The sequence below is a fragment of the Variovorax sp. HJSM1_2 genome, assembly GCF_049316285.1.
In the GTDB taxonomy this organism is placed as follows: domain Bacteria; phylum Pseudomonadota; class Gammaproteobacteria; order Burkholderiales; family Burkholderiaceae_C; genus Rhodoferax_B.
This window is the reverse complement of record NZ_JBMOXA010000005.1, coordinates 248,527-267,552: the sequence shown is the minus strand read 5'-3', so window position 1 is coordinate 267,552 and position 19,026 is coordinate 248,527. Positions and strand designations below refer to the sequence as shown.

Genomic DNA, 19,026 nt, shown 5'->3' with positions numbered 1-19,026 from the left:
GCTGAGGGAAGGGGCCGGATTGCTAAAACGGCCCGAGGGGCTCAAAGGCCTCAAAACTCGAAGACTGCCTTACCGGAAGTCTGTTTGTCGAATTCCTGGTAGGCGCGCACGGCATCTTCTAGCTTCCACCGTTCGCTGAACTGCTGGTCCAGGTCGATTCCGTGGTCGGCCACGAAGCGCACGCATCGGGCCATCGCCACGTCCGAGAACGTGAGGTGCCCGATAACGGTACGCTGGCGGAGAATCAGGTCGGCCGTCACGTCGAAAGACACATTTCCGCCAACGCCAACGAAAGCGATCCGTCCCCAGGTCGAGGTCGACCTCACGGCCGCATGGCGGGCGGCGGCCACCCCCGCGCAGTCGATGGCCGTGGATACGCCCTTGCCCCCGCTCCACTGCATGATGGCCTCGACCGGGTCGGACTGGCTCGAGTCGAAGGCTGCAGTGGCTCCGAATGAAAGTGCGCGGGCCACGCGTTCCGCCGACACGTCCACGGCCACCGTCCGCACGCCCATGGCTTTCGCCAGCTGAATGGCCGACAAGCCGACTGGGCCGAGACCGAACACGGCCAAGGTATCCCGACCGCTCACGTCGAGGCGTTCGAGCGCGGCAAACGCCGTACCGGTGCCGCAGGACACGGCGGCGCCCGCCGCGAAACTGATCTCCGACGGTAGATGGATCAGGGATTTGGCGGGGGCCACCATGTAGTGCGCATGGCCGCCGTGCGCGGTCTGCCCATAGACCGTGGAGCCACGTTCGCACATCTGCACCCAGCCGGTGCGGCACTGGTCGCAATAGCGGCATCCGTCGTAGTGGTAGACCATGACGCGATCGCCTTTAGCAAACGCCCTGGGATCGACGTTCTTGCCGATTTCCGCCACGATGCCGCAGGGCTCGTGCCCCGCGATGATCGGGTCGTCGAAGCTGATGCCGCGCTCGCGCAGGAACTCGGGGCTCTTTACGCGCAGGGATTCGCCGCGGGCGCCTCGGTAGTGATGCAGATCGCTGCCGCAGAACCCGGACGCCTTTATCTCGATGACCACGCTGTCCGCTCCGGGCTCCGGGTCCTTGAAGTCCATCAACGCCAGTTGGCGATGGCCCATGAAAACGACTCCACGCATTGAATCTCCTTGGTGATTTCTGATGTGCGGTCCATCGACAGCGCTGGTGCACCGCGGTCGAAATAGACTTGTAAATTTCAATAATCCCTATATTCGAGATTATTTTATTCACATCTATAGTTCACAGCAAGTCAAAATTAAATTGATTAAATATTGCACCAATCCCTAAATATGAGACTTATTGACAAACCGCGCGTCGGTCAGGATAATTTGTCTGAACCATCCAGACCTTAAGGAACAGCCTTGAAACAACCAGTCATCCTGACCTGCGCGGTCACCGGCGGCGACGACACCGCAGGCCGATTTCAGGCCGTGCCCGTCACGCCAGAACAGATCGCCCATGCCGCAATCGAGTCCTGCAAGGCAGGTGCGGCCATCGCCCACATTCACGTTCGCAACCCCGAGTCGGGCAAGCCGAGTATGGAGTTGGCGCTGTACCGCGAGGTCGTCGACCGGATACGCGACAGCGGCAGCGAAGTGATCGTCAACCTGACCACCGGCCCCGGCGCCCGCTTCGTGCCGAGCGATTCCGAAACCAACCAGGCTCAGCCCGGATCGAACCTCAGGCCGCCGCTCGAACGCGTTCAGCACATCGTTGCGCTGAAGCCTGACATTTGCAGCCTGGACATGGGCACGCTGAATTTCGGCAAGGGTGCGCTGGTCAACGTGCCCGGCCACGTGGAGACGATTGCCGCAGCGATCCGCAGCGCCGGCGTCAAGCCAGAGCTCGAAGTCTTTGACACCGGCCACATCGCCCTGGCGCTCGACATGATCCGCCGTGGCCTGCTCGACGATAAGCCGCTGTTCCAGATGGTCATGGGCGTACCCTGGGGCGCCCCGGCCACCACGGAGGTGCTGGCCGCGATGAAGAGCATGTTGCCGCAGGGTGCGGAATGGGCGGCCTTCGGCGTCGGCCGCTCGCAGTTCCCCATGGTGGCGCAGGCCCTGATCCTCGGTGGTCATATCCGCGTGGGACTTGAAGACAACCTGTACATCGCCAAGGGTGAGCTCGCCCCCGACAACGCGTCGCTGGTGCGCAAGGCCGCCAACATCGTCGACCTGCTCGGCAGCCGCCTGGCGACTCCAGCCGAAGCACGTGCCATGCTGGGGATCAACGCGGCATGAGCGCAGATCAGTTCATCGTCGGCTGCGTGCAACTGTGCCCCGGCGAAGACCGCGACGCCAACCTGGCGCGGGTGGTGGACGGCGTCAGGTCCGCCAAGGACCAGGGCGCGGCCCTGGTCGCCTTGCCGGAGTACGCCACCTTCCTGCATGCGAGTGGTGCAGCGATGCGGGCCAATGCCGACGAGGAGGCAAGCGATCCATCCCTGCCCAAGCTGCAGAAGCTGGCCATCGACCAGAAGGTATGGCTGCTGGTCGGCTCGCTGGCGCTGAACGGCCCCGAGGGCCGTCTGGTGAACCGCTCCTACCTGTTGTCGCCCAGTGGTGACGTGGTCGCAAGTTACGACAAGATCCACATGTTCGACGCCACCCTGAAGAACGGCCGGGTGATTCGCGAATCGTCGGCCTACGCGCCGGGAGGCCGCGCCGTGGTGGCGCGAACGCCTTGGGCCTGCATCGGCATGTCGGTCTGCTACGACGCCCGATTTCCGCAGCTCTATCGGGCTCTGGCGCAGGGCGGGGCCGAGGTGCTTGCGGTTCCCGCGGCCTTCACTCGGCAGACAGGCACACTTCACTGGAAGGCTTTGCTCCAGGCGCGCGCCATCGAAAACGGCGCCTTCATCATCGCGCCTGCCACCTGTGGAGAACATCCCGGTGGCCACCAGACCTACGGCCACGCGATGATCATCGACCCAAATGGCCAAATACTGGCCGAGGCCGGTGAAGCATCAGAGGTCATCTGTGCGCCCATCGACCTCGGCCAGGTGGCGCTGGCACGGTCGCGTATTCCGTCACTCAGCCACGACCGCATCTTCGAACTCGCACACGCAGGTTAACCCGAGACTTCCATGACTAGATTCGACATTCTTGAACGCGAACAAATGAGCGAGCAGCAGCGCGAGGTTGCCGATGTCATCGCCAGCGGACCGCGCGGGGCGCTCAAGGGCCCCTTCTTGGCCCTGATCCACAACCCGGCGCTCGCCAGCAAGGTACAGGCGCTCGGCGAACACCTTCGGTACGGCACCGGCCTGCCGGCGGCCCTGGTCGAGATTGCCATCCTTGTCACGGCGCGGCGCTGGGCATGCGATTACGAATGGGTTGCGCATGCGCGGATCGCCCGTGAAGCGGGCCTGCGCGAGGCGGTGATCGAATCCGTATCCCGAGGCCGTCGACCCGAGAACATGGATCACCGTGAATCCCTCGTGCACGACTTCGCCCACGAGACCGTGTGGCGGGGCGAACCCTCCGACGCCTCGTTCGATGCTGTGGCGGAAACCTTCGGCAAGCCGGCTGCGCTCGACCTGCTCGCCGTCTGCGGCTACTACACCATGCTCGCGTTCGTCCTGAATACCGCCAGGCTGCCCCTGCCCGCGGGCGCTTCGCCGCTGCCAGCTTTGGCAGGAGAACAGCCATGACCGGCATCAAGGTAGGCCTGATCGGCGTCGGCAACATGGGCCAGCCGATGGCCCTTAGGCTACTCGAGCAAGGTGTGGACCTCACCGTCTGCGACCGCAACCCCGAAGCCCTGAAGCCGCTCGTCGCGCAAGGTGCGCAGGTGGCCGAAGATCCGCTGGACATGGCGAACCGCTGTGAACTGATCATCGCCTCCATGCCGTCGCGCGACGCCAGCCTAGCTGTCGCGCTGGGCGAGCGCGGCGTCGTCGGCGGCAGCGCCTTGCGCGTCTACGTCGAGACTTCCACGCTGGGCAGCGCCATCATCGACCGGATCGCCACCGAGCTGCGCGCGCGCGGCATCGGCCTGATCGACGCGCCGGTCAGCGGCGGACCGCCCGGCGCGCGGGCCGGCACGCTGGCGGTGCTGGCCTCCGGCAGCGAGGCTGATTTCGCCTTCGCCCACGCCACCCTCGACCTGATGGCCGGAAAACTGATCTACCTTGGCGCGAAGCCTGGCATCTCGCAGGTGGCGAAGGTGATCAACAACCATGTTTCCGCGGCCGGCCGGATGGCGGTCTTCGAAGGCCTAGCGATGGGTGTCAAGGCCGGCCTCGACCCCAAAGTATTGAACGACGTGCTGAACGCCGGTTCCGGCCAGAACTACACGACGACACACAAGATCCCGGCCGCCATCCTCAGCGGAACCTTCAAATACAACGGCCCGCTGTCGATCGGCCTGAAGGACGAGGCGCTGATGCTCGAAGAGGCCCAGCGCCACGGTGCCCCCCTGTGGCTGGCACCGCGCATCCTCGAGCTCTACCGCGAGGCTGCGGCCGCGGGCTACCGCGACGAGGACAGCATGAAGGTGTTCCTGTTCATGCAGTCCCAGTCGTTGCCCGATGGCGGTGCCGCCGTGGCCCCGCAGTGGTCTTCGGAAAAGGCCTGAACCATGCCTGAGTCAACGGTCCGTTCCGGCCTGACGGCGGAGCTTGCACGTTACGTGCAAGACCTGGCGCTCGCGTCGGTGCCCGACGGCGCGCGTCATGCCGCGAAGCGGGCCCTGGTGAACATCGTCGGCTGCTGCGTGGGCGGCGCGCGCCACGAGATCGTGGATGTCGCCATCCGCGCACTGCTGCCGTTCGGCGGCGCACCGACCTCGGGCCTGCTAGGCCGGCCGGAGCGGTCCGACGCACTGAGTGCCAGCCTGTTCAATGCCTTGAGTTCGGCGGCCTACTCGTTCGACGACACCCATGCACAGACCATCCTGCATCCCACCGGCGCGGTGGCGGCGGCGCTGTTAGCGCTTGCCGGTCGGAAGCCGCTGTCGGGAGACGAGTTCCTGCTGGCGCTGATCGTCGGCGTGGAAGTCGCGTCCCGGGTCAGCAAGGCGATTTCGGTGGCGCCAGCGCGCGGCCACATCGGCTGGTCACAGACGGGCGTGGCCGCGGGCATCGGCGCCGCCGCCGGCGTGGCGAAGGCCATGCGGCTGGACGCCCGCGCCATCGGCTGGGCCATCGGCCATGCGGCCCAGCAGGCTTCCGGCCTGCGCGTGGCCCACGGCAGCATGTCGGCGACGATGATTTTCGGCAACGCCGCCCAGGGTGGCTTGCGCTCCGCCCTGCTCGCGCAGCAAGGCATGGCTGGGCCGGCGGCCCCGCTCGAGGGCCAATACGGTTTCACGGACCTGTTCGCCATCGAGCCGCACCTGGCCTATCTGACCGATGGTCTGCCGATGAATTTCGAAGTCACTGCGCTGGCTTACAAGCCCTATCCTTGCGGGATCGTGATCCATCCGGCGGTAGATGCTGCCATCGCCTGGCACCGGGGCCACCAGGCACCCGGCGACCCGATCGCTGGCGTGCGCGTGCGGCTGCACCCTTCTGCACTGGCATTGGGCTTTCGGCGGCATCCGGCGAACGCACTCGAGGCCAAAGTCAGCCTCTACCACTGGATCGCCGTCGCGCTGGCTTTCGGGCGCGCAGGCCTTGCCGAAGGCCAACAGTCTGTAATCGATGACCCTCACGTGGTCCGTTTGCGCGACGCCATTGAAGCCGAGCCGGACGAACAACTTACCTCCGAGGCGGCCGAACTCTCGGTCGTCTGCCAGAGCGGCCGGCGCACCGAAGAGCTCATCCAGCATTGCAAAGGCAGCGTTGCCAACCCGATGACTGATGTCGATCTCGCCGACAAGTTTCGGGGACAGACCGGACTGCTGCTAAACGCCGCCGCGTCCACGCGCCTGCTGGACGCCTGCTGGGGAATCGAAAAGTCTCGCGACGTGACAGAGCTGATCACGCTCGCGCAGCCCGGCTGAGCTCGCTGTCCGTTGGTGTTTCTGTCGCACGGGCCTCACACCGGGTGCCCCTTTCGCCAGGGGAGCTCGGCTATAGTTCCATCCATCTTTCATAGACAGGTGGGATTTATTCCACAGACCATCCTCGACCATGGCGACACGTACGACCAAAACCTCTACCGCCCCAAAGGCCACCGTTTCCAAGGCCGCCCCGTCAGCCGTGAAACGTAAGTCCGAGGGCGACACACAAAGCAGCTTCGAGCGCATGCTCGGCTTGCTCGACCTGTTCACGCCGGGCATGTCCGTCCGGCCAGCCATCGACCTGGTCAACTACCTCGGCACTTCCCGGTCCACCTCGTACCGCTACATCAAGGCATTGCACGCTGCGGGTTTGATCGAAGCCGTGTCCAACGGCCGCTATGTGCTCGGCCCACGCATCGTTGAGTTCGACCGGCAGATCCGCATGTCGGACCCCCTTTACAAAAGCAGCGCCAAGGTGTTGCAGCCCCTGGTCGCGCTGACGGGCAATTCGGCGCTGTTGTGTGCACTCTACAGCGACACGGTGATGTGCATCCGCGAAGAGTTGGCCGAAGGCAGTCCACCCGTGCTGTTCTCGCGAGGTCAGCGCCGGCCGCTGTTCGCGGGCGCCGCATCCAAGGTGATTCTTCCTTACCTGCCGCCGCACCGCTTGCGAAGCATCTTCCAGCAGCACCAGCGCTCTATCGCGCTGGCCGGCCTAGGCACCGACTGGACTTCGTTCCGCGTAAGCCTAGCCGCCATCCGGCGAGACGGTTTTGTGGTCAGCCAGGGCGAGTTCAACCCCGGTGTGTTCGGCATTTCGGCACCGGTGTTCAACGCCGACGGCCTGGTGGTAGGGAGCATCGGCGTGGCCGGTGCCCAGGACCGGCTGGACCGCAAACGCATGCCCGGCTTCTGCGAGGCGGTGGTGGCCGCTGGCAAACAGCTGAGCGAAGCCCTGGTCAATGAGGACACCGACCTGGTCAGCCCACCGAGGGCATTTGGCTCGGTGTCGGCGCGGAACAACACGCGCTAGGCAACGGGCGATGACGCGTGCGGCACTCACTCACTGAACGGGGGCGATTGACGCCCGGCTAAATCAGCTAGTGAATCAGCTGCTGTGGGTCAGGCCGCCATCACAGGCAATGGTCTGGCCGGTCACGAAGGCCGATGCCGGCGAGGTGAGAAACATCACCAGACCTACCAGATCTGCCGGAACCTGGCTGCGTGGCACGCACTGCTGGGCCAACTGTTGCTGGCGTCTTTCGAGCGTCGGGTTCACCGTCCGGTCCACTTCGGTCGAAACCCCACCCGGCCGGATGCAGTTGACGGTGATGCCGTGGCGACCCAGTTCACGCGCCAGCGCGTTCGTCATGCCGATGAGCGCGGACTTCGAAGTCACGTAATGCAGGTAGTTCGCCACGCCGAGCCGAACGGCATCAGACGAGATGTTGACGATGCGGCCCCAACCCGCTTCGCGCATGACGGGCACCACTGCGCAGACGCTGTTAAACACACCGGTGATATTGATCCGCATAACACGCTCCCATTCCTGCAAGCCGATCTGATCGAAGGGCTTTTTCTCGAGCGTCGCGAAGATGGCAGCGTTGTTGATCAAGGCATCGACGCGGCCATGTTCGGCCAGTGTCGCATGGACCATCGCATCGACGGACGCGCGGTCGCCGACGTCCACCTTCACCGCCATCCCACGACCGCCTGCGGCCTTGATTTCGGCCAGCACCGCCTGAGCACTTTCGATGTTGAGATCAGCCACAACCGGAATCGCACCAGCCGCCGCGAACTGCCTGGCGAATTCCCGGCCAATGCCCTGGCCCGCACCGGTGATGACCACCACCCTTCCGGCGACGCCGAAATCGCGTGCACTTTCCGGCACACCGGAGTCCTGAGGCGCGTGAACCAATGCTTTCGTTTCCATGTTTGTCTCTTTAAAGGGTTGGCCTAGGCAACTAGGCTGAAGTGACTGCAGCGGCAGCCGGCCGCAAGCCGACGGTGTGCAAATAGGGATGTGCCGATGACTAGCCATTATAACTTATCCCGCATAAGGAGATTATTTTAAAACAAGATTGAACAGTTGGGCAAGGGAAATCCGTCTAAAGGTAAATCGACGATTCTTAAAACAGCATGAGACAGAATCTATACATTAGTGTCATATCATGGGATAATTAAACAAACTTCCAAGTCCAACATGAAGCCCAAAAGCACTCTTGATGCAAGCGCTACTGGCGCACTCCATTCCGCCCCAATACAGGAGATCCACCTCTACGCGGGCACTGCAGGCCATTCGGCATGGTTCAGCGACGACCTGGGAGAGACCTGGGTTCATCCGAACAGCCATTCCGGCATGTACCTAGAGGCGCGGGTCTGGGCCATGAGCAGTCATCCCGAGGCCCCGCAGACCTTGCATGCCGGCACGGACGAAGGCATGTATCTCTGGGACGAGCCCACGGCGCGTTGGCAGGCGATCTGTCCCGGGCTGGGCGACGTCTGGGCGGTGGCCCACGACCCCAACGACCCACACACCTTGTTCGCCGGAACACGGCCCGCGGCCCTGTTCCGCTCAAGCGACAACGGGGTCAGTTGGACCGAACTGGCCGCGCCTGGCATTGCCCAGTTCTCCGATATCAACATGGGCCCCACACGCGTCACGCAACTGATGTTCGACCCTTTTTCAGACAACACCTTGTGGGCAACCGTAGAGATCGGTGGCATCTACCGAAGCGACGACCGTGGCCAGAACTGGAAGCTGCTGACCGAAGGGCTGATCTCCGCCGACGTGCACGGTATCGCCGTGACACGCACGCCGACCGGTCAGGCGCGGGTCATTGCATCGACTAACCGCGGCCTGCATTACAGCGAAGACCAAGGCGAACATTGGCGATTCGTTGAAATCGATTCCCCCTGGCAGTACACCCGCTGTGTGGTGACGCGCACCGACGACCCCGCCACCGTGTTCCTCACCAATGGCAATGGCCCTCCGGGTAACGACGGGCGCCTCCTGCGCAGCCGGAATGGCGGCGACAGTTGGGAACGCCTGACGCTGCCAGGGGAACTCAACAGCACGTTATGGTGCGTCGCGCTGCACCCATCCAACCCCGACCTGATGTTTATCTGCACAAACCTCGGACAACTTTTCCGAAGCACGGACGGCGGCGATCAATGGCAGCGCATGCCGCACGAATTCGGTGAACTCCGCTCGCTTCATTGGCGCGCAGTACCGGCGGGCACTCGCGCTGCCCCGCATTCGATCACTCGACCCATCGCGCCAAAACCGGTTGTGACGGCCTGACCCCGAAGCATCTAGCCACAGGTCGAGAACACAGAGAAACGAATGCAAACAGCTTACGACTACATCATTGTCGGCGCGGGATCGGCCGGCTGCGTCCTAGCAAGCCGGCTTTCCGCTGACAACCGCACCACCGTGCTGCTGCTCGAAGCCGCGCCGGACACCGCCGCATCGGGCGAGGCGAAGGACGTACTCGATCCCTATCCCCTGTCTTCATACAACCAGTCCTATTTCTGGCCCGAAGTGAAGGCATTTTGGCGCAATGGCACGAGCGGCGGTGCGGTTAAATTTCCACAGGCGCGCGTGATGGGGGGCGGTTCGTCGGTGGCGGGCATGGTCGCGTTTCGCGGCACGGCCGACGACTATGCTGAATGGGAAGAGCAAGGCGCATCGGGCTGGGCCTGGAACGATGTCCTGCCCTACTTCTGCAAGCTCGAATCGGACCAGGATTTCCAGGGCCCCGCCCACGGCAACACCGGGCCGATCCCGATCCGCAGAATTCCCCAAAGCGAGTGGCCACCACTCAGCAAAGCACTGTACCGTTACGCCAGCGGCGATGGCATGGCTTATGTGTCGGACATGAACGCCGACTTTCGCGACGGCTACGGCATGACACCGATCGGCAACAGCAAGGCCGGCCGCGTCACAACCGCCGCCGGTTACCTGACGCCCGAAGTACGGCGCCGACCCAATCTCACCGTAATGGCCGGTTCGACCGTGCGCTCGCTCCGATTCGACGGCACGCGCGTCGTCGGACTGGACGCAGAAGCTGCGGGATTAGTTGTCAACTTCAGCGCCCGCGAGGTGATCCTTTGCATGGGGACCATCCATTCGCCCGCGATGCTGCTGCGCTCGGGCATCGGCGATGCGCAGGCACTCGCGAAACTCGGCATTCCGGTCGTGGCGGACCGCCCTGGCGTGGGCCGCAATCTGCAGAACCACGCGGCCCTGTTCGTGGGCGCGATTCTGGGCCGCAATTTCCGCCAGGACCCGGCACTGCGCACGCATCCCACCACCTGTATGCGCCTGACCTCCACACAGCCCGACGCGCCGCGCTCCGACCTCTACATCAACATCCAGAGCAAGACATCCTGGAACGCGATGGGGCTGCGCCTTGCGAGTCTGAATGCCGTGCTGCTGAAACCGCAGGGCACCGGCCGGGTCAGTCTGGCGAGCGCCGAGGCAGCCCGAGCTCCACTGGTGGAGTTCGGCTTTGGCGACCACGAAGGTGACTTGCTCCGGTTGTCGGAAGGCTTGCTGCGCATCTTCGACATGCTGGCCTCGGAGCATGTGGCACCACATATCGGTACGCCGTTCATCGTGCGTGTCGGGGACCGCATCCGCAAATGGAATGCCCTGACCGAACGCAATGCGGTGCAGGCGCGTATCTTCTCGCTGTTGCTCGATGCCATGCCAATGGCGCTGGCCGACCGTGTCCTGGCCCGCATGACCGGCAAGGCGCTCGACGTAAAAGGCCTATCGCAGGACCGGCAAGCACTGCTGGACTTCGTGCGTAGCGAGGTATCGGGTGTCTACCACCCCGTGGGCACCTGCCGGATGGGACGAGAGGACGACCCACAAGCCGTGGTCGATTCGAACGGACGGGTGCTCGGGGTGCAGGGCCTGAGTGTCGTCGACGCTTCCATCATGCCGACCATTCCGAGAGGCAACACGAACATCCCGACCATCATGGTCGCCGAGAAGATGTCCGACCACATCCTGCGGAGCCACGCAGCGAAGATTCACACGTACTAAGGTAAGGGGTAAAGCAGCCATGGATCTCAAACTCAACGGAAAACATGTTTTGATCACGGGTGGCTCTAAAGGCATCGGGCTGGCCTGCGCGCGTGAGTTCCTGCAGGAAGGCTGCACGGTCAGCTTGGTGGGACGTGACCAGGCCCGGCTCGCACAAGTATGCGAGGAACTCGACGTCTCGGGCCAGCATGCGCATGGTCTGACGGCCGATCTGACGGACGCAAAGAGCGCCCTGGCGGTGGTCACGCAGGCCGAAGCGGCTTACGGGCCGATCGACGTGCTGGTGAACGCCGCGGGTGCGGCCCGACAGAAGCCGTTCAGGGAGCTCGAGCCGCAGGATTGGCGCGGGGCGATGGACGCCAAGTTTTTCACCTACATCAACGTCATGGACCCGCTGATCAAGCTCATGGCCGCACGTGGCCACGGCGCGATCGTGAACGTCATCGGCATGGGCGGGAAGATCCCCATCACTACCCACCTAATCGGCGGCGCAGCGAACGCCGCCCTGATGCTGGCCACCGCCGGCCTGGCCCTGGCCTATGCGCCGCAAGGCGTGCGGGTGAATGCGCTCAACCCATCCAAAACGTCTACAGGCAGGCTGGTGGAAGGTGTCGAGGCCGATGCACGCCAGCGCAACATCACCGAGGATGCCGCCATGATCAAGGCGCGTGAGTCGTTGCCCATTGGACGGATAGCAACGCCGGAGGACGTGGCCGCTGCGGTGGTGTTTCTGGCATCACCGCGCGCTGGCTACATTTCGGGCTCGGTGCTGTCGATGGATGGTGCGACACGGCCAATGGTTGTCTGAGGCTTTGCATTCATGAACCCAAGCAAACACGCCAAGGTGCTGATACTGGGCTCCGGCCCTGCCGGCTACTCAGCCGCCGTCTACGCCGCGCGCGCCAATCTGCAGCCGGTGCTGATCACCGGCATCGCGCAGGGCGGCCAACTTATGACAACGACCGAAGTCGACAACTGGCCGGCCGACGTGCACGGCGTGCAGGGGCCGGAGCTGATGCAGCGTTTCCTGGAACACGCCCGGCGTTTCAACACCGAAATCATCTTCGACCACATCAGCGAGGTCGATTTCAGCGAGCGGCCGTTCAAGCTTAAGGGCGACAGCGGCAGTTATAGCTGCGACGCGCTGATCCTGTGTACTGGTGCGTCGGCGCAGTACCTCGGGTTGGAATCCGAGACGGCCTTCCAGGGCCGCGGCGTCTCCGGCTGCGCAACCTGCGACGGCTTTTTCTACCGCGACCAGGAGGTCTGTGTGGTCGGCGGCGGCAATACGGCGGTCGAAGAGGCCTTGTATTTATCAAACATCGCCAGCAAGGTGGTGCTAGTGCACCGACGCGACGGGTTCAAGGCCGAGGCCATTCTGGTCGACAAACTTATGGATAAAGTGGCCTCTGGCAAGATCGAGCTGAAGCTGTTCCATACACTGGACGAGGTACTTGGCGACGCGTCAGGCGTGACCGGCGTGCGCCTGCGTCACGCACTCGAAGGTACTTTGCATGAGGTGGCGCTCAAGGGTTGTTTCATCGCCATTGGTCACAAGCCGAATACTCAGATCTTTGAGGGCAAGCTGACGATGAAGAACGGCTACATCGTCACGCATGCGGGAACAGAAGGATTTGCAACGATGACGAGTGTACCGGGGGTGTTTGCCGCCGGCGACGTGCAGGATCATGTATATCGCCAGGCCATCACCAGCGCCGGCACCGGTTGCATGGCGGCGTTGGATGCCCACCGGTTTTTGGCGAACCAATAAAACAAGACGATTGTGAGGGCCTCGCGCCCCCGCTTCCCATCTTCAGTCGACAGCAATTTTCGCCGACCGTATCAGCTTCCCCCAGCGGACGCTTTCTTCCTGTATGAACTTGGCCATTTCAGCCGGCGTACTTCCAATCGGCAGAATGCTCATGCCTTGAAGCTTGGCCTCGACATCGCTTTGCTTCATGACCTCTGCAATCGCAGCGGATAACTTCACCGCGATTGCAGGCGGAGTTTTGGGCGGAGCAACCAAGCCATACCACGCCGAGGTCGTGAAAGAAGGCAGCGTTTCTGCCATGGTCGGCACGTCTGGCAATGAGGATACGCGCTTGACACTGCCAATGGCGATGGCCCGGACCCTGCCGTCCCTGATGAAAGGCATGCTGTTGCCAAGTTCTGCTACAAAAAAATCCGCTTGCCCCTGGATGAATCCTGACATCGCTGCCGCCGAACCTTTGTAAGGAATGTGCAGGATATCAAGCCCTGCCTGTGATTTCAACATCTCGACCGCTAGATGCTGGGTGGTGCCCGCACCACCGCTGGCGTAGCTGAGCGCGCCCGGACGGGCCTTGGCATGTTCAATAATTTCCCCCAAAGTCTTGAATGGAGAGTTGGCCCTGACCACAAGAACGTTTTGGGCCGACGCCACCAATGAAATTGGAACGAAATCAGCAGGATCGAACCCGAGCTTTGGATAGAGGAACTTGTTGATCGACAGTGGTCCGGGGGACGCGAAAAGCAGGGTGTAGCCGTCTGGCTGCGCACGTGCGGCGTACTCGGATCCAACATTACCTGCAGCGCCACTGGCTCGGTTTTCCACCACAAAAGTGGCGTTCATCTTGACCCGTAGGTTTTCTGCGATCAAGCGCGCCAAGTAGTCGGTTGCGAACCCCGGTGCCACTGGCACGACGATCCGGATCGGCTTGCTGGGATAGTCGCTTTGCGCGGTCGCGTAGGCAGGCATGGCAAGCGCCCCCACGGCGAGCGCACGACGCAACAACTCGCGCCGGCCAAGGCAGGCCTCAAGGCCCGATTCGATGAGGTGAAAAATGTCGGTCATGGCGGCTTTGATAGTGATGTGCAGCTGGCGTACTGGTCGTTACACCCATGCTAAGGCTTGCTGGCGAGGTTGGCGTCTCGAACCAGTTTCCCAAGGCGCAGACTGTCACTCTGCTGGAATGCAGTGAAAGCGTTCCCAGTCAGAGGCAAAGGCTCCAACGCATAGGTGGTGAAGGCGTCCTTCACGGATTGAGTCTTCAAGGCTTTTTCAACGATGTCACGCATCGCCGCAACAATGGCTGGCGGTGTCTTCGCCGGAAAGTAAGCTGCCCACCAGCCGCTGACTTCATAGCCGGCAAGTCCTTCCTCTTGCGCGGTAGGCACATCGGGCAAGGCCGACATGCGTGACGTGCCGGTCACCGCCAATGGACGCACCCTACCGGACTTGTAGTGTGGACTCGAACCCGGCAAGTCCATGAATACTATGTCCACCTGTCCGCCAGCTAGGCCGACGATGGCATCCGTCTGCGATTTGTAAGGCACTGCAAGCAGCTTGATACCTCCCAGGCTTTGCAACAATTCAGCAGCAAGCCGTGTAGTGGCCGTACCGCTTCCAAAACTAAACTTCCCCGGATTCTCCCGTGCAGCCTTCAGCAGTTCACGCAAATTGGGCTGGGTGACTGACGGCCCGGCATTCAAGATCAGCGAGAACTTGGCGATGCCGGCTACCGGCGTGAAATCGACCACCGGGTCGTAGGCGAGATTGGGGATCATGTGCGGATTGAGCACCTGGGTTGAACTCGTCGTCATCACCAGGGTGTAGCCATCGGGCGCCGCAGTTTTACCAGCCACCATGCCGATCTGGCCCTCAGCACCGGCCTTGTTGTCGACGATCACATTCAGTCCGGCCACGTCGGAGATGCCCTTGGCGAGAGCGCGGGCCAGGATATCAGTCGAGCTGGCCGCACCGAACGGGACAAGTACCCGCACGGCGCGGGACTTATCCGGATAAACCTGGGCGAACGCGGAGGTGCTCAACATGCCCAGGCAAAGAAACCCCGCCATGAGGACGGGGGCCAGCCGTACTTCAGTCCATCCGCATTTATTCATCTTCTGGCACTCCTTTGTTGGTTGTTATCGCCCGGTCTGCCTGTGATTAACGCATGACATAGTGTCAATATATGGGATTAATTTAACATAAGTCCGCCACCCCTAGTGGCGATGAACGCGTTTCACGGCTGCCGCGTCTGTTAGTTTTTCTTACGGGTTGTCAACTTAATGCAAATGGACGATTTACCACGAAGGCCATAAAGTTCCTGTGTCCCAAAGCCGTCGGCAACGCTGCGTGCTTGGGCCCCCAGAACCACCGGACTTCGAATGCAACGCACACTTCCTGCCCACATGAGCCGCACGCCCGACATCTCCTCATTTCAATCCGGAGATGGCGTATGAGCCAGAGAATCACATTGATCACCGGCGGCGCAGGCGGTATCGGCATGGCCTGCGCCGAGATGTTCGCGGCCGCAGGACACAGCGTTGCGCTGGTCGACCGCAACCCGGATGTCCACCGGATGGCAGCCGAGCTCGGCGAAAGGCACAACGTGGCGACCGTTGGCTTCGTTGTCAATCTGTCGCATGAAGCCGAGGTTGTGGGGCTGGCCCGGGATGCGCTGGCCTGGAAGGGATGCATCGACATCTTGGTCAACAATGCCGGCATCCACCCGAAACAGGCCGACCGCAAGTTCAACCTCGAGGAAGTGACCAGTGAGCACTGGGCCGAAGTCTTTGCGATCAACCTCACCGCGCCATTTATTCTCACGCGGGAATTGCTGCCGCAGATGAAGGCGCGCGGCTGGGGACGCATCGTCAACAATGCGTCGACCTCCGGCCGTACCGGGCGCATCAACGGCAGCACCCCCTACACCGCTTCCAAACACGGCCTAATCGGGCTCACGCGCAGTGCGGCCGTCGAGTCGGGCCAGTCCGGCGTGACGGTGAATGCGATCGCGCCCGGACCGGTGCTGACTCAACGCATCATGAACGCACCGGAATACCGATCAGGCAAGGCGCAGATGGTCCGCTACGGCAAACCGGAAGAGGCCGCCGCGGTGATTAACTTCCTAGCGTCTGAAGCAGCAGCCTATGTGAACGGCGCGGTCTACGATGTCAACGGCGGCACTCTGATGGCGTGAGCCCGGCTGGGGCGGTTGGTCAACCTGCGATCGACTCGACAATCTCGATCATGCGGTCAAGCGCTGGTGTTCGCTCGCCTTTCACCCACGCGAACACGAACGTCGTCGGATAATTCATGTCGCTGATGGGCAGGACCGTCAGGTCGGGCGGGTACATGAAATTTTTCCCAATAATGGACAGGCCGATCCCCATGCCGACGGACACCAGGTTCAATTGCGAAACCGTGGTGCTCACCTCCTGCACGATCCTCGGCTCGAAGCCGGCTTTGCGGCAAAGGTCGAGGATCGCGCCATGCCCCGGGCTGCTGATACCCCGAGGCACAACGACGAAGCGCTCGTTCGCCAACTCGGCGAGCTTCACAGATCTCTTCTTGGCAAGCGGATGCTCGTTCAGCATCACCACGCCGACCTTCCCCGCTTGAATATTCACCCAATCAAGCGCCGTGCGATCCTGGCCACTCACCAGCGGCGTGGTCCTGCGTTTACGCAGGAACGCCTTGTTAGGCCCGAAGTGCATGAAGCCCGCGTGGATCTTCCCGTCCTCGAGGGCTTTCTGTTGGTCGATCGTCACCTGCTCTACCAGCGAAAGCGTGACATCGGGGAATTCCTCGCGAAAACGCTTGATGGCGCCACGAAATAGCGAGTGAAGCAAGGTGAGCGACCCGTACCCGATTGTGAGTGCGCCGCTTTTACCTTCGCCAACCCGCTTAGTCATCGCCAGCGCATCGTGCAAATCGTTCATCAGCGCGTCTAGTCTTGGCAGTAAGGCCTTGCCAGCTTCGGTCAACCGGACGCGGTGGGCCAATCGTTCGAACAGTTGGGTGCCAAGCTCGCTCTCGAGATCGGCGATCAGTTGCGACACGGCTGGCCGGGTCACGTGCAGGCGTTCCGCGGCCCGCCCGAAGTGCTCCTCCTCTGCGGCAGCCTTGAAGTAGCGAAGATGTCGAAGTTCCATGAATTGCTCGTTGTACTGCTGTTGGCTGACCTGCCGTGCGCATCTGCGGACAGATGGATGTCGACGACGTCAGGGGCGCCATGGCAACTATCGTAGCCATTTCCGTGGCGCGATAGTGGCGCTCGTGGGACCGCGCCCGTATGGATTGGAGCCCAGGGCGCACGGCTGGTCGACTTTCCACGTCCTTGCCGCCCTGCCGCGAAGCTTACGCTAAGCGTCTGCGAACCTGAAGTCTCCGACAGACTCGTAGAAGCGCGCAACATCGTCCAGTGTTGCATCATCCGACAGCTCGTTGTACGCCATCTCGACGACGCTGCGTGCTAGATTGCCGATGAGCACCGGAGCACCGAAGCTGGCCGCGGCCTTGCAGAATAGCTGCAGGTCTTGCACCACCCGGCCCAGGGGAACGTCCGCAGTAGGCTGCGCCAAGTAGAAACTTGGTAACAGCCGCTCTGTTGCACTGCTGCGGCCTGAACTGTTGTTGAGTACGGTGTCCATGTCCCGCATAGTCAACCCCTGCCGCGCGCCAAGACCCGCGCACTCGCAAGTCACCACGCGGTTACATATCGCGATGGCCTGTACCACCAGATAGGTGGCGTGGCCATTGCCGGAAGCACCGGCAAGCACGACCCGCGGTGTGATGACCTCGAGCAGAGGCTTTACCTTGGCCAGCGTGGCCGCGTCTCCGCCGCAAAAAATCGCTGCGTGGGCCGCGAGGTCGGCCCAGATTTCGGCATGCACTGGGGCATCGACCAGTTGCACCCCGCGTTCACTCAAAGCGACCGCAACGACCCGCGTCGACTCTGGATCACCCGCAGTCAGGTCCACTACTATCTTCCCGGGCTCTAAGTTGGAAGCGAAATCGCCGTGCTCGAACACAACGTCGTGCAGATTTTCCTCCAACGGTTTGCCACAAACCACAATCACATCGCTGGCCCGGACGAGCGCCGAAAGCTCGATATCATTCTGGGCGCGGGCGTTCCGTGTCGCGTCAAACACCAATACATCATGCTTCAGTGCAAGCTGCTGAATAAGGGTATGACCGAGCGGTCCAAAATTCACACATCCGACCTTCATCTCAAGCCCTTTCAAATTGATTCTGCGCCACCGGCACCGGCTCAACGAAGTGCACGCCCGCCAACGATTCGATGAGACCGATCATCTGCTCCAGCTGCGAGTTCTTTCCCAGCGTGTTGACGCCTATCTGCAGCAGGCCGCGCACGATGGTCGTGATCGGCATGGGTGCGCAATTCTCCAAGCTAAGAGCCAGCGCCTGGTTCGTGTCCTTCAACTGCAACGCCAGGCCGAAATTTGTTGCCTGCCGTCTTTCGGCGATCGCATGCAACATGCCGGTCGAAGTAAAGTTGCTTGCCGTGGTGTGGTTAATTGCTTCGGTCATCACCTCGAGAGGTAATCCCATCTTGCGCCCCAGCGCGACGACCTCAAGCGTAGAAAACCGGCAGCCCGTATTCATGAGGTTATTCACCGATTTCATCGTCTGGCCGTTACCGACGCGATCTCCACAACGGTAGACATGCCGGCTGATAGCCTGCAGCACTGGCTTGGCCAGTTCATAAGCTTCTTCAGGTCCTGAAGTGATGATCGACACCGTTCCTGCCTCGGCCGCGGCCATCGAGCCCGACACGGGCGCATCGAACAGCACCACGCCGCTTTCGGCCAGACGCCGCGCAAACGCACGGGTCTGGTCAGGAATGCCACTGGTCTGGTCGATCAGTATTTTCCCCGGAGACAGCCCCTCGATCAGCCCATTCAGCCCGAAGATCACCTTCCCAACGTCCGAGCTGCGCGGCAGGCACATCAGGACGATGTCGCACTGCCGCGCCATGTCCGCGGCCGTTGAAACCGCAACAGCCCCTTTTTTCTCGAAGTCCGCGACGACAGCGGCATTGAGGTCCAACACCCACAAGGGAAATTTCCCGATGATCTGGCGTGCCAGTGCTCCGCCCATAGCACCCAGTCCGATATAACCAACGTTCATCATTTGTCTCCAGATCAGCAACTACTGACGATCAATACGTTAATTATTCAAAGTGAAGAGCAGCGGGTCAAGACACATTTTTTGGTGCGTCAGGTCAGCT

18 protein-coding genes are annotated in these 19,026 nt (G+C 62.1%); 11 read left to right on the top strand and 7 right to left on the bottom strand.

The features are described from left to right. Positions 1-50: 50 nt before the first annotated feature. On the bottom strand, positions 51-1,103 hold the full coding sequence (locus ACFQ95_RS08095) for a zinc-dependent alcohol dehydrogenase family protein (RefSeq protein ID WP_422830330.1): 1,053 nt from the start codon (positions 1,101-1,103) through the stop codon (positions 51-53). Positions 1,104-1,364: 261 nt separating this feature from the next. Here ACFQ95_RS08095 and ACFQ95_RS08090 point away from each other — a divergent pair, with 261 nt between their 5' ends. From ACFQ95_RS08090 to ACFQ95_RS08065, 6 genes are all read left to right on the top strand, one after another. Continuing rightward, complete coding sequence (locus tag ACFQ95_RS08090; protein ID WP_422830329.1) at positions 1,365-2,246, top strand: 3-keto-5-aminohexanoate cleavage protein; 882 nt, start codon at positions 1,365-1,367, stop codon at positions 2,244-2,246. Next, positions 2,243-3,079 (top strand): carbon-nitrogen hydrolase family protein, encoded by an 837-nt coding sequence (locus tag ACFQ95_RS08085; protein WP_422830328.1) that lies wholly within the window; start codon positions 2,243-2,245, stop codon positions 3,077-3,079. The genes ACFQ95_RS08090 and ACFQ95_RS08085 overlap by 4 nt, the downstream gene beginning before the upstream one ends. Before the next feature lie 12 nt (positions 3,080-3,091). Then, the gene (locus tag ACFQ95_RS08080) at positions 3,092-3,658 is read left to right on the top strand and encodes a carboxymuconolactone decarboxylase family protein (RefSeq protein WP_422830327.1); all 567 of its coding nucleotides are present in this window, start codon (positions 3,092-3,094) and stop codon (positions 3,656-3,658) included. Next, complete coding sequence (locus ACFQ95_RS08075; RefSeq protein ID WP_422830349.1) at positions 3,556-4,584, top strand: NAD(P)-dependent oxidoreductase; 1,029 nt, start codon at positions 3,556-3,558, stop codon at positions 4,582-4,584. Before ACFQ95_RS08080 ends, ACFQ95_RS08075 begins: the two co-directional genes overlap by 103 nt. A gap of 3 nt (positions 4,585-4,587) precedes the next feature. After that, on the top strand, positions 4,588-5,952 hold the full coding sequence (locus tag ACFQ95_RS08070; RefSeq protein ID WP_422830326.1) for an MmgE/PrpD family protein: 1,365 nt from the start codon (positions 4,588-4,590) through the stop codon (positions 5,950-5,952). A 130-nt stretch (positions 5,953-6,082) separates the two neighbouring features. After that, the gene (locus ACFQ95_RS08065) at positions 6,083-6,985 is read left to right on the top strand and encodes an IclR family transcriptional regulator (protein WP_422830325.1); all 903 of its coding nucleotides are present in this window, start codon (positions 6,083-6,085) and stop codon (positions 6,983-6,985) included. 75 nt (positions 6,986-7,060) lie between these two features. Here ACFQ95_RS08065 and ACFQ95_RS08060 read toward each other — a convergent pair whose 3' ends face one another. Continuing rightward, complete coding sequence (locus ACFQ95_RS08060) at positions 7,061-7,885, bottom strand: SDR family NAD(P)-dependent oxidoreductase (RefSeq protein WP_422830324.1); 825 nt, start codon at positions 7,883-7,885, stop codon at positions 7,061-7,063. A gap of 270 nt (positions 7,886-8,155) precedes the next feature. Between ACFQ95_RS08060 and ACFQ95_RS08055 the strand changes: the two genes are divergently transcribed. Genes ACFQ95_RS08055 through trxB form a run of 4 tightly spaced genes read left to right on the top strand, consistent with a single transcriptional unit; the run spans position 8,156 to position 12,779 of the window. Then, positions 8,156-9,256: a WD40/YVTN/BNR-like repeat-containing protein gene (locus ACFQ95_RS08055; RefSeq protein WP_422830323.1), complete on the top strand. Its 1,101-nt coding sequence runs from the start codon at positions 8,156-8,158 to the stop codon at positions 9,254-9,256. Positions 9,257-9,298: 42 nt separating this feature from the next. Further along, positions 9,299-11,008, top strand: coding sequence for a GMC family oxidoreductase (locus ACFQ95_RS08050; RefSeq protein WP_422830322.1), 1,710 nt, complete (start codon positions 9,299-9,301; stop codon positions 11,006-11,008). A gap of 19 nt (positions 11,009-11,027) precedes the next feature. After that, positions 11,028-11,816 carry an SDR family NAD(P)-dependent oxidoreductase gene (locus ACFQ95_RS08045; RefSeq protein WP_422830321.1) on the top strand — a complete coding sequence of 263 codons (789 nt, stop codon included), beginning with the start codon at positions 11,028-11,030 and terminating at the stop codon, positions 11,814-11,816. Between the two features lie 12 nt (positions 11,817-11,828). Next, complete coding sequence (gene trxB / locus ACFQ95_RS08040; RefSeq protein WP_422830320.1) at positions 11,829-12,779, top strand: thioredoxin-disulfide reductase; 951 nt, start codon at positions 11,829-11,831, stop codon at positions 12,777-12,779. A gap of 42 nt (positions 12,780-12,821) precedes the next feature. Here the strand turns inward: trxB and ACFQ95_RS08035 are convergent, their stop codons facing one another. Together ACFQ95_RS08035 and ACFQ95_RS08030 are read right to left on the bottom strand one after the other, a co-directional pair. After that, positions 12,822-13,841: a Bug family tripartite tricarboxylate transporter substrate binding protein gene (locus ACFQ95_RS08035; RefSeq protein WP_422830319.1), complete on the bottom strand. Its 1,020-nt coding sequence runs from the start codon at positions 13,839-13,841 to the stop codon at positions 12,822-12,824. 50 nt (positions 13,842-13,891) lie between these two features. Further along, positions 13,892-14,821, bottom strand: a complete 930-nt coding sequence (locus ACFQ95_RS08030; protein WP_422830318.1) for a Bug family tripartite tricarboxylate transporter substrate binding protein — start codon at positions 14,819-14,821, stop codon at positions 13,892-13,894. A gap of 407 nt (positions 14,822-15,228) precedes the next feature. On the opposite strand from ACFQ95_RS08030, the gene ACFQ95_RS08025 reads away from it, so the two are divergent. Next, positions 15,229-15,972, top strand: a complete 744-nt coding sequence (locus ACFQ95_RS08025; RefSeq protein ID WP_422830317.1) for an SDR family NAD(P)-dependent oxidoreductase — start codon at positions 15,229-15,231, stop codon at positions 15,970-15,972. A 19-nt stretch (positions 15,973-15,991) separates the two neighbouring features. On the opposite strand, the gene ACFQ95_RS08020 is transcribed toward ACFQ95_RS08025, so the two are convergent. The 3 genes from ACFQ95_RS08020 to ACFQ95_RS08010 all read right to left on the bottom strand — a co-directional run bounded on the left by ACFQ95_RS08020 (position 15,992) and on the right by ACFQ95_RS08010 (position 18,926). Then, the gene (locus ACFQ95_RS08020; RefSeq protein ID WP_422830316.1) at positions 15,992-16,927 is read right to left on the bottom strand and encodes a LysR substrate-binding domain-containing protein; all 936 of its coding nucleotides are present in this window, start codon (positions 16,925-16,927) and stop codon (positions 15,992-15,994) included. Positions 16,928-17,137: 210 nt separating this feature from the next. Next, the gene (locus ACFQ95_RS08015) at positions 17,138-18,004 is read right to left on the bottom strand and encodes an NAD(P)-dependent oxidoreductase (protein WP_422830315.1); all 867 of its coding nucleotides are present in this window, start codon (positions 18,002-18,004) and stop codon (positions 17,138-17,140) included. Position 18,005: 1 nt separating this feature from the next. After that, entirely contained in the window at positions 18,006-18,926 is a 921-nt protein-coding gene (locus tag ACFQ95_RS08010; RefSeq protein WP_422830314.1) for an NAD(P)-dependent oxidoreductase, read from the bottom strand. Positions 18,927-19,026: the final 100 nt, after the last annotated feature.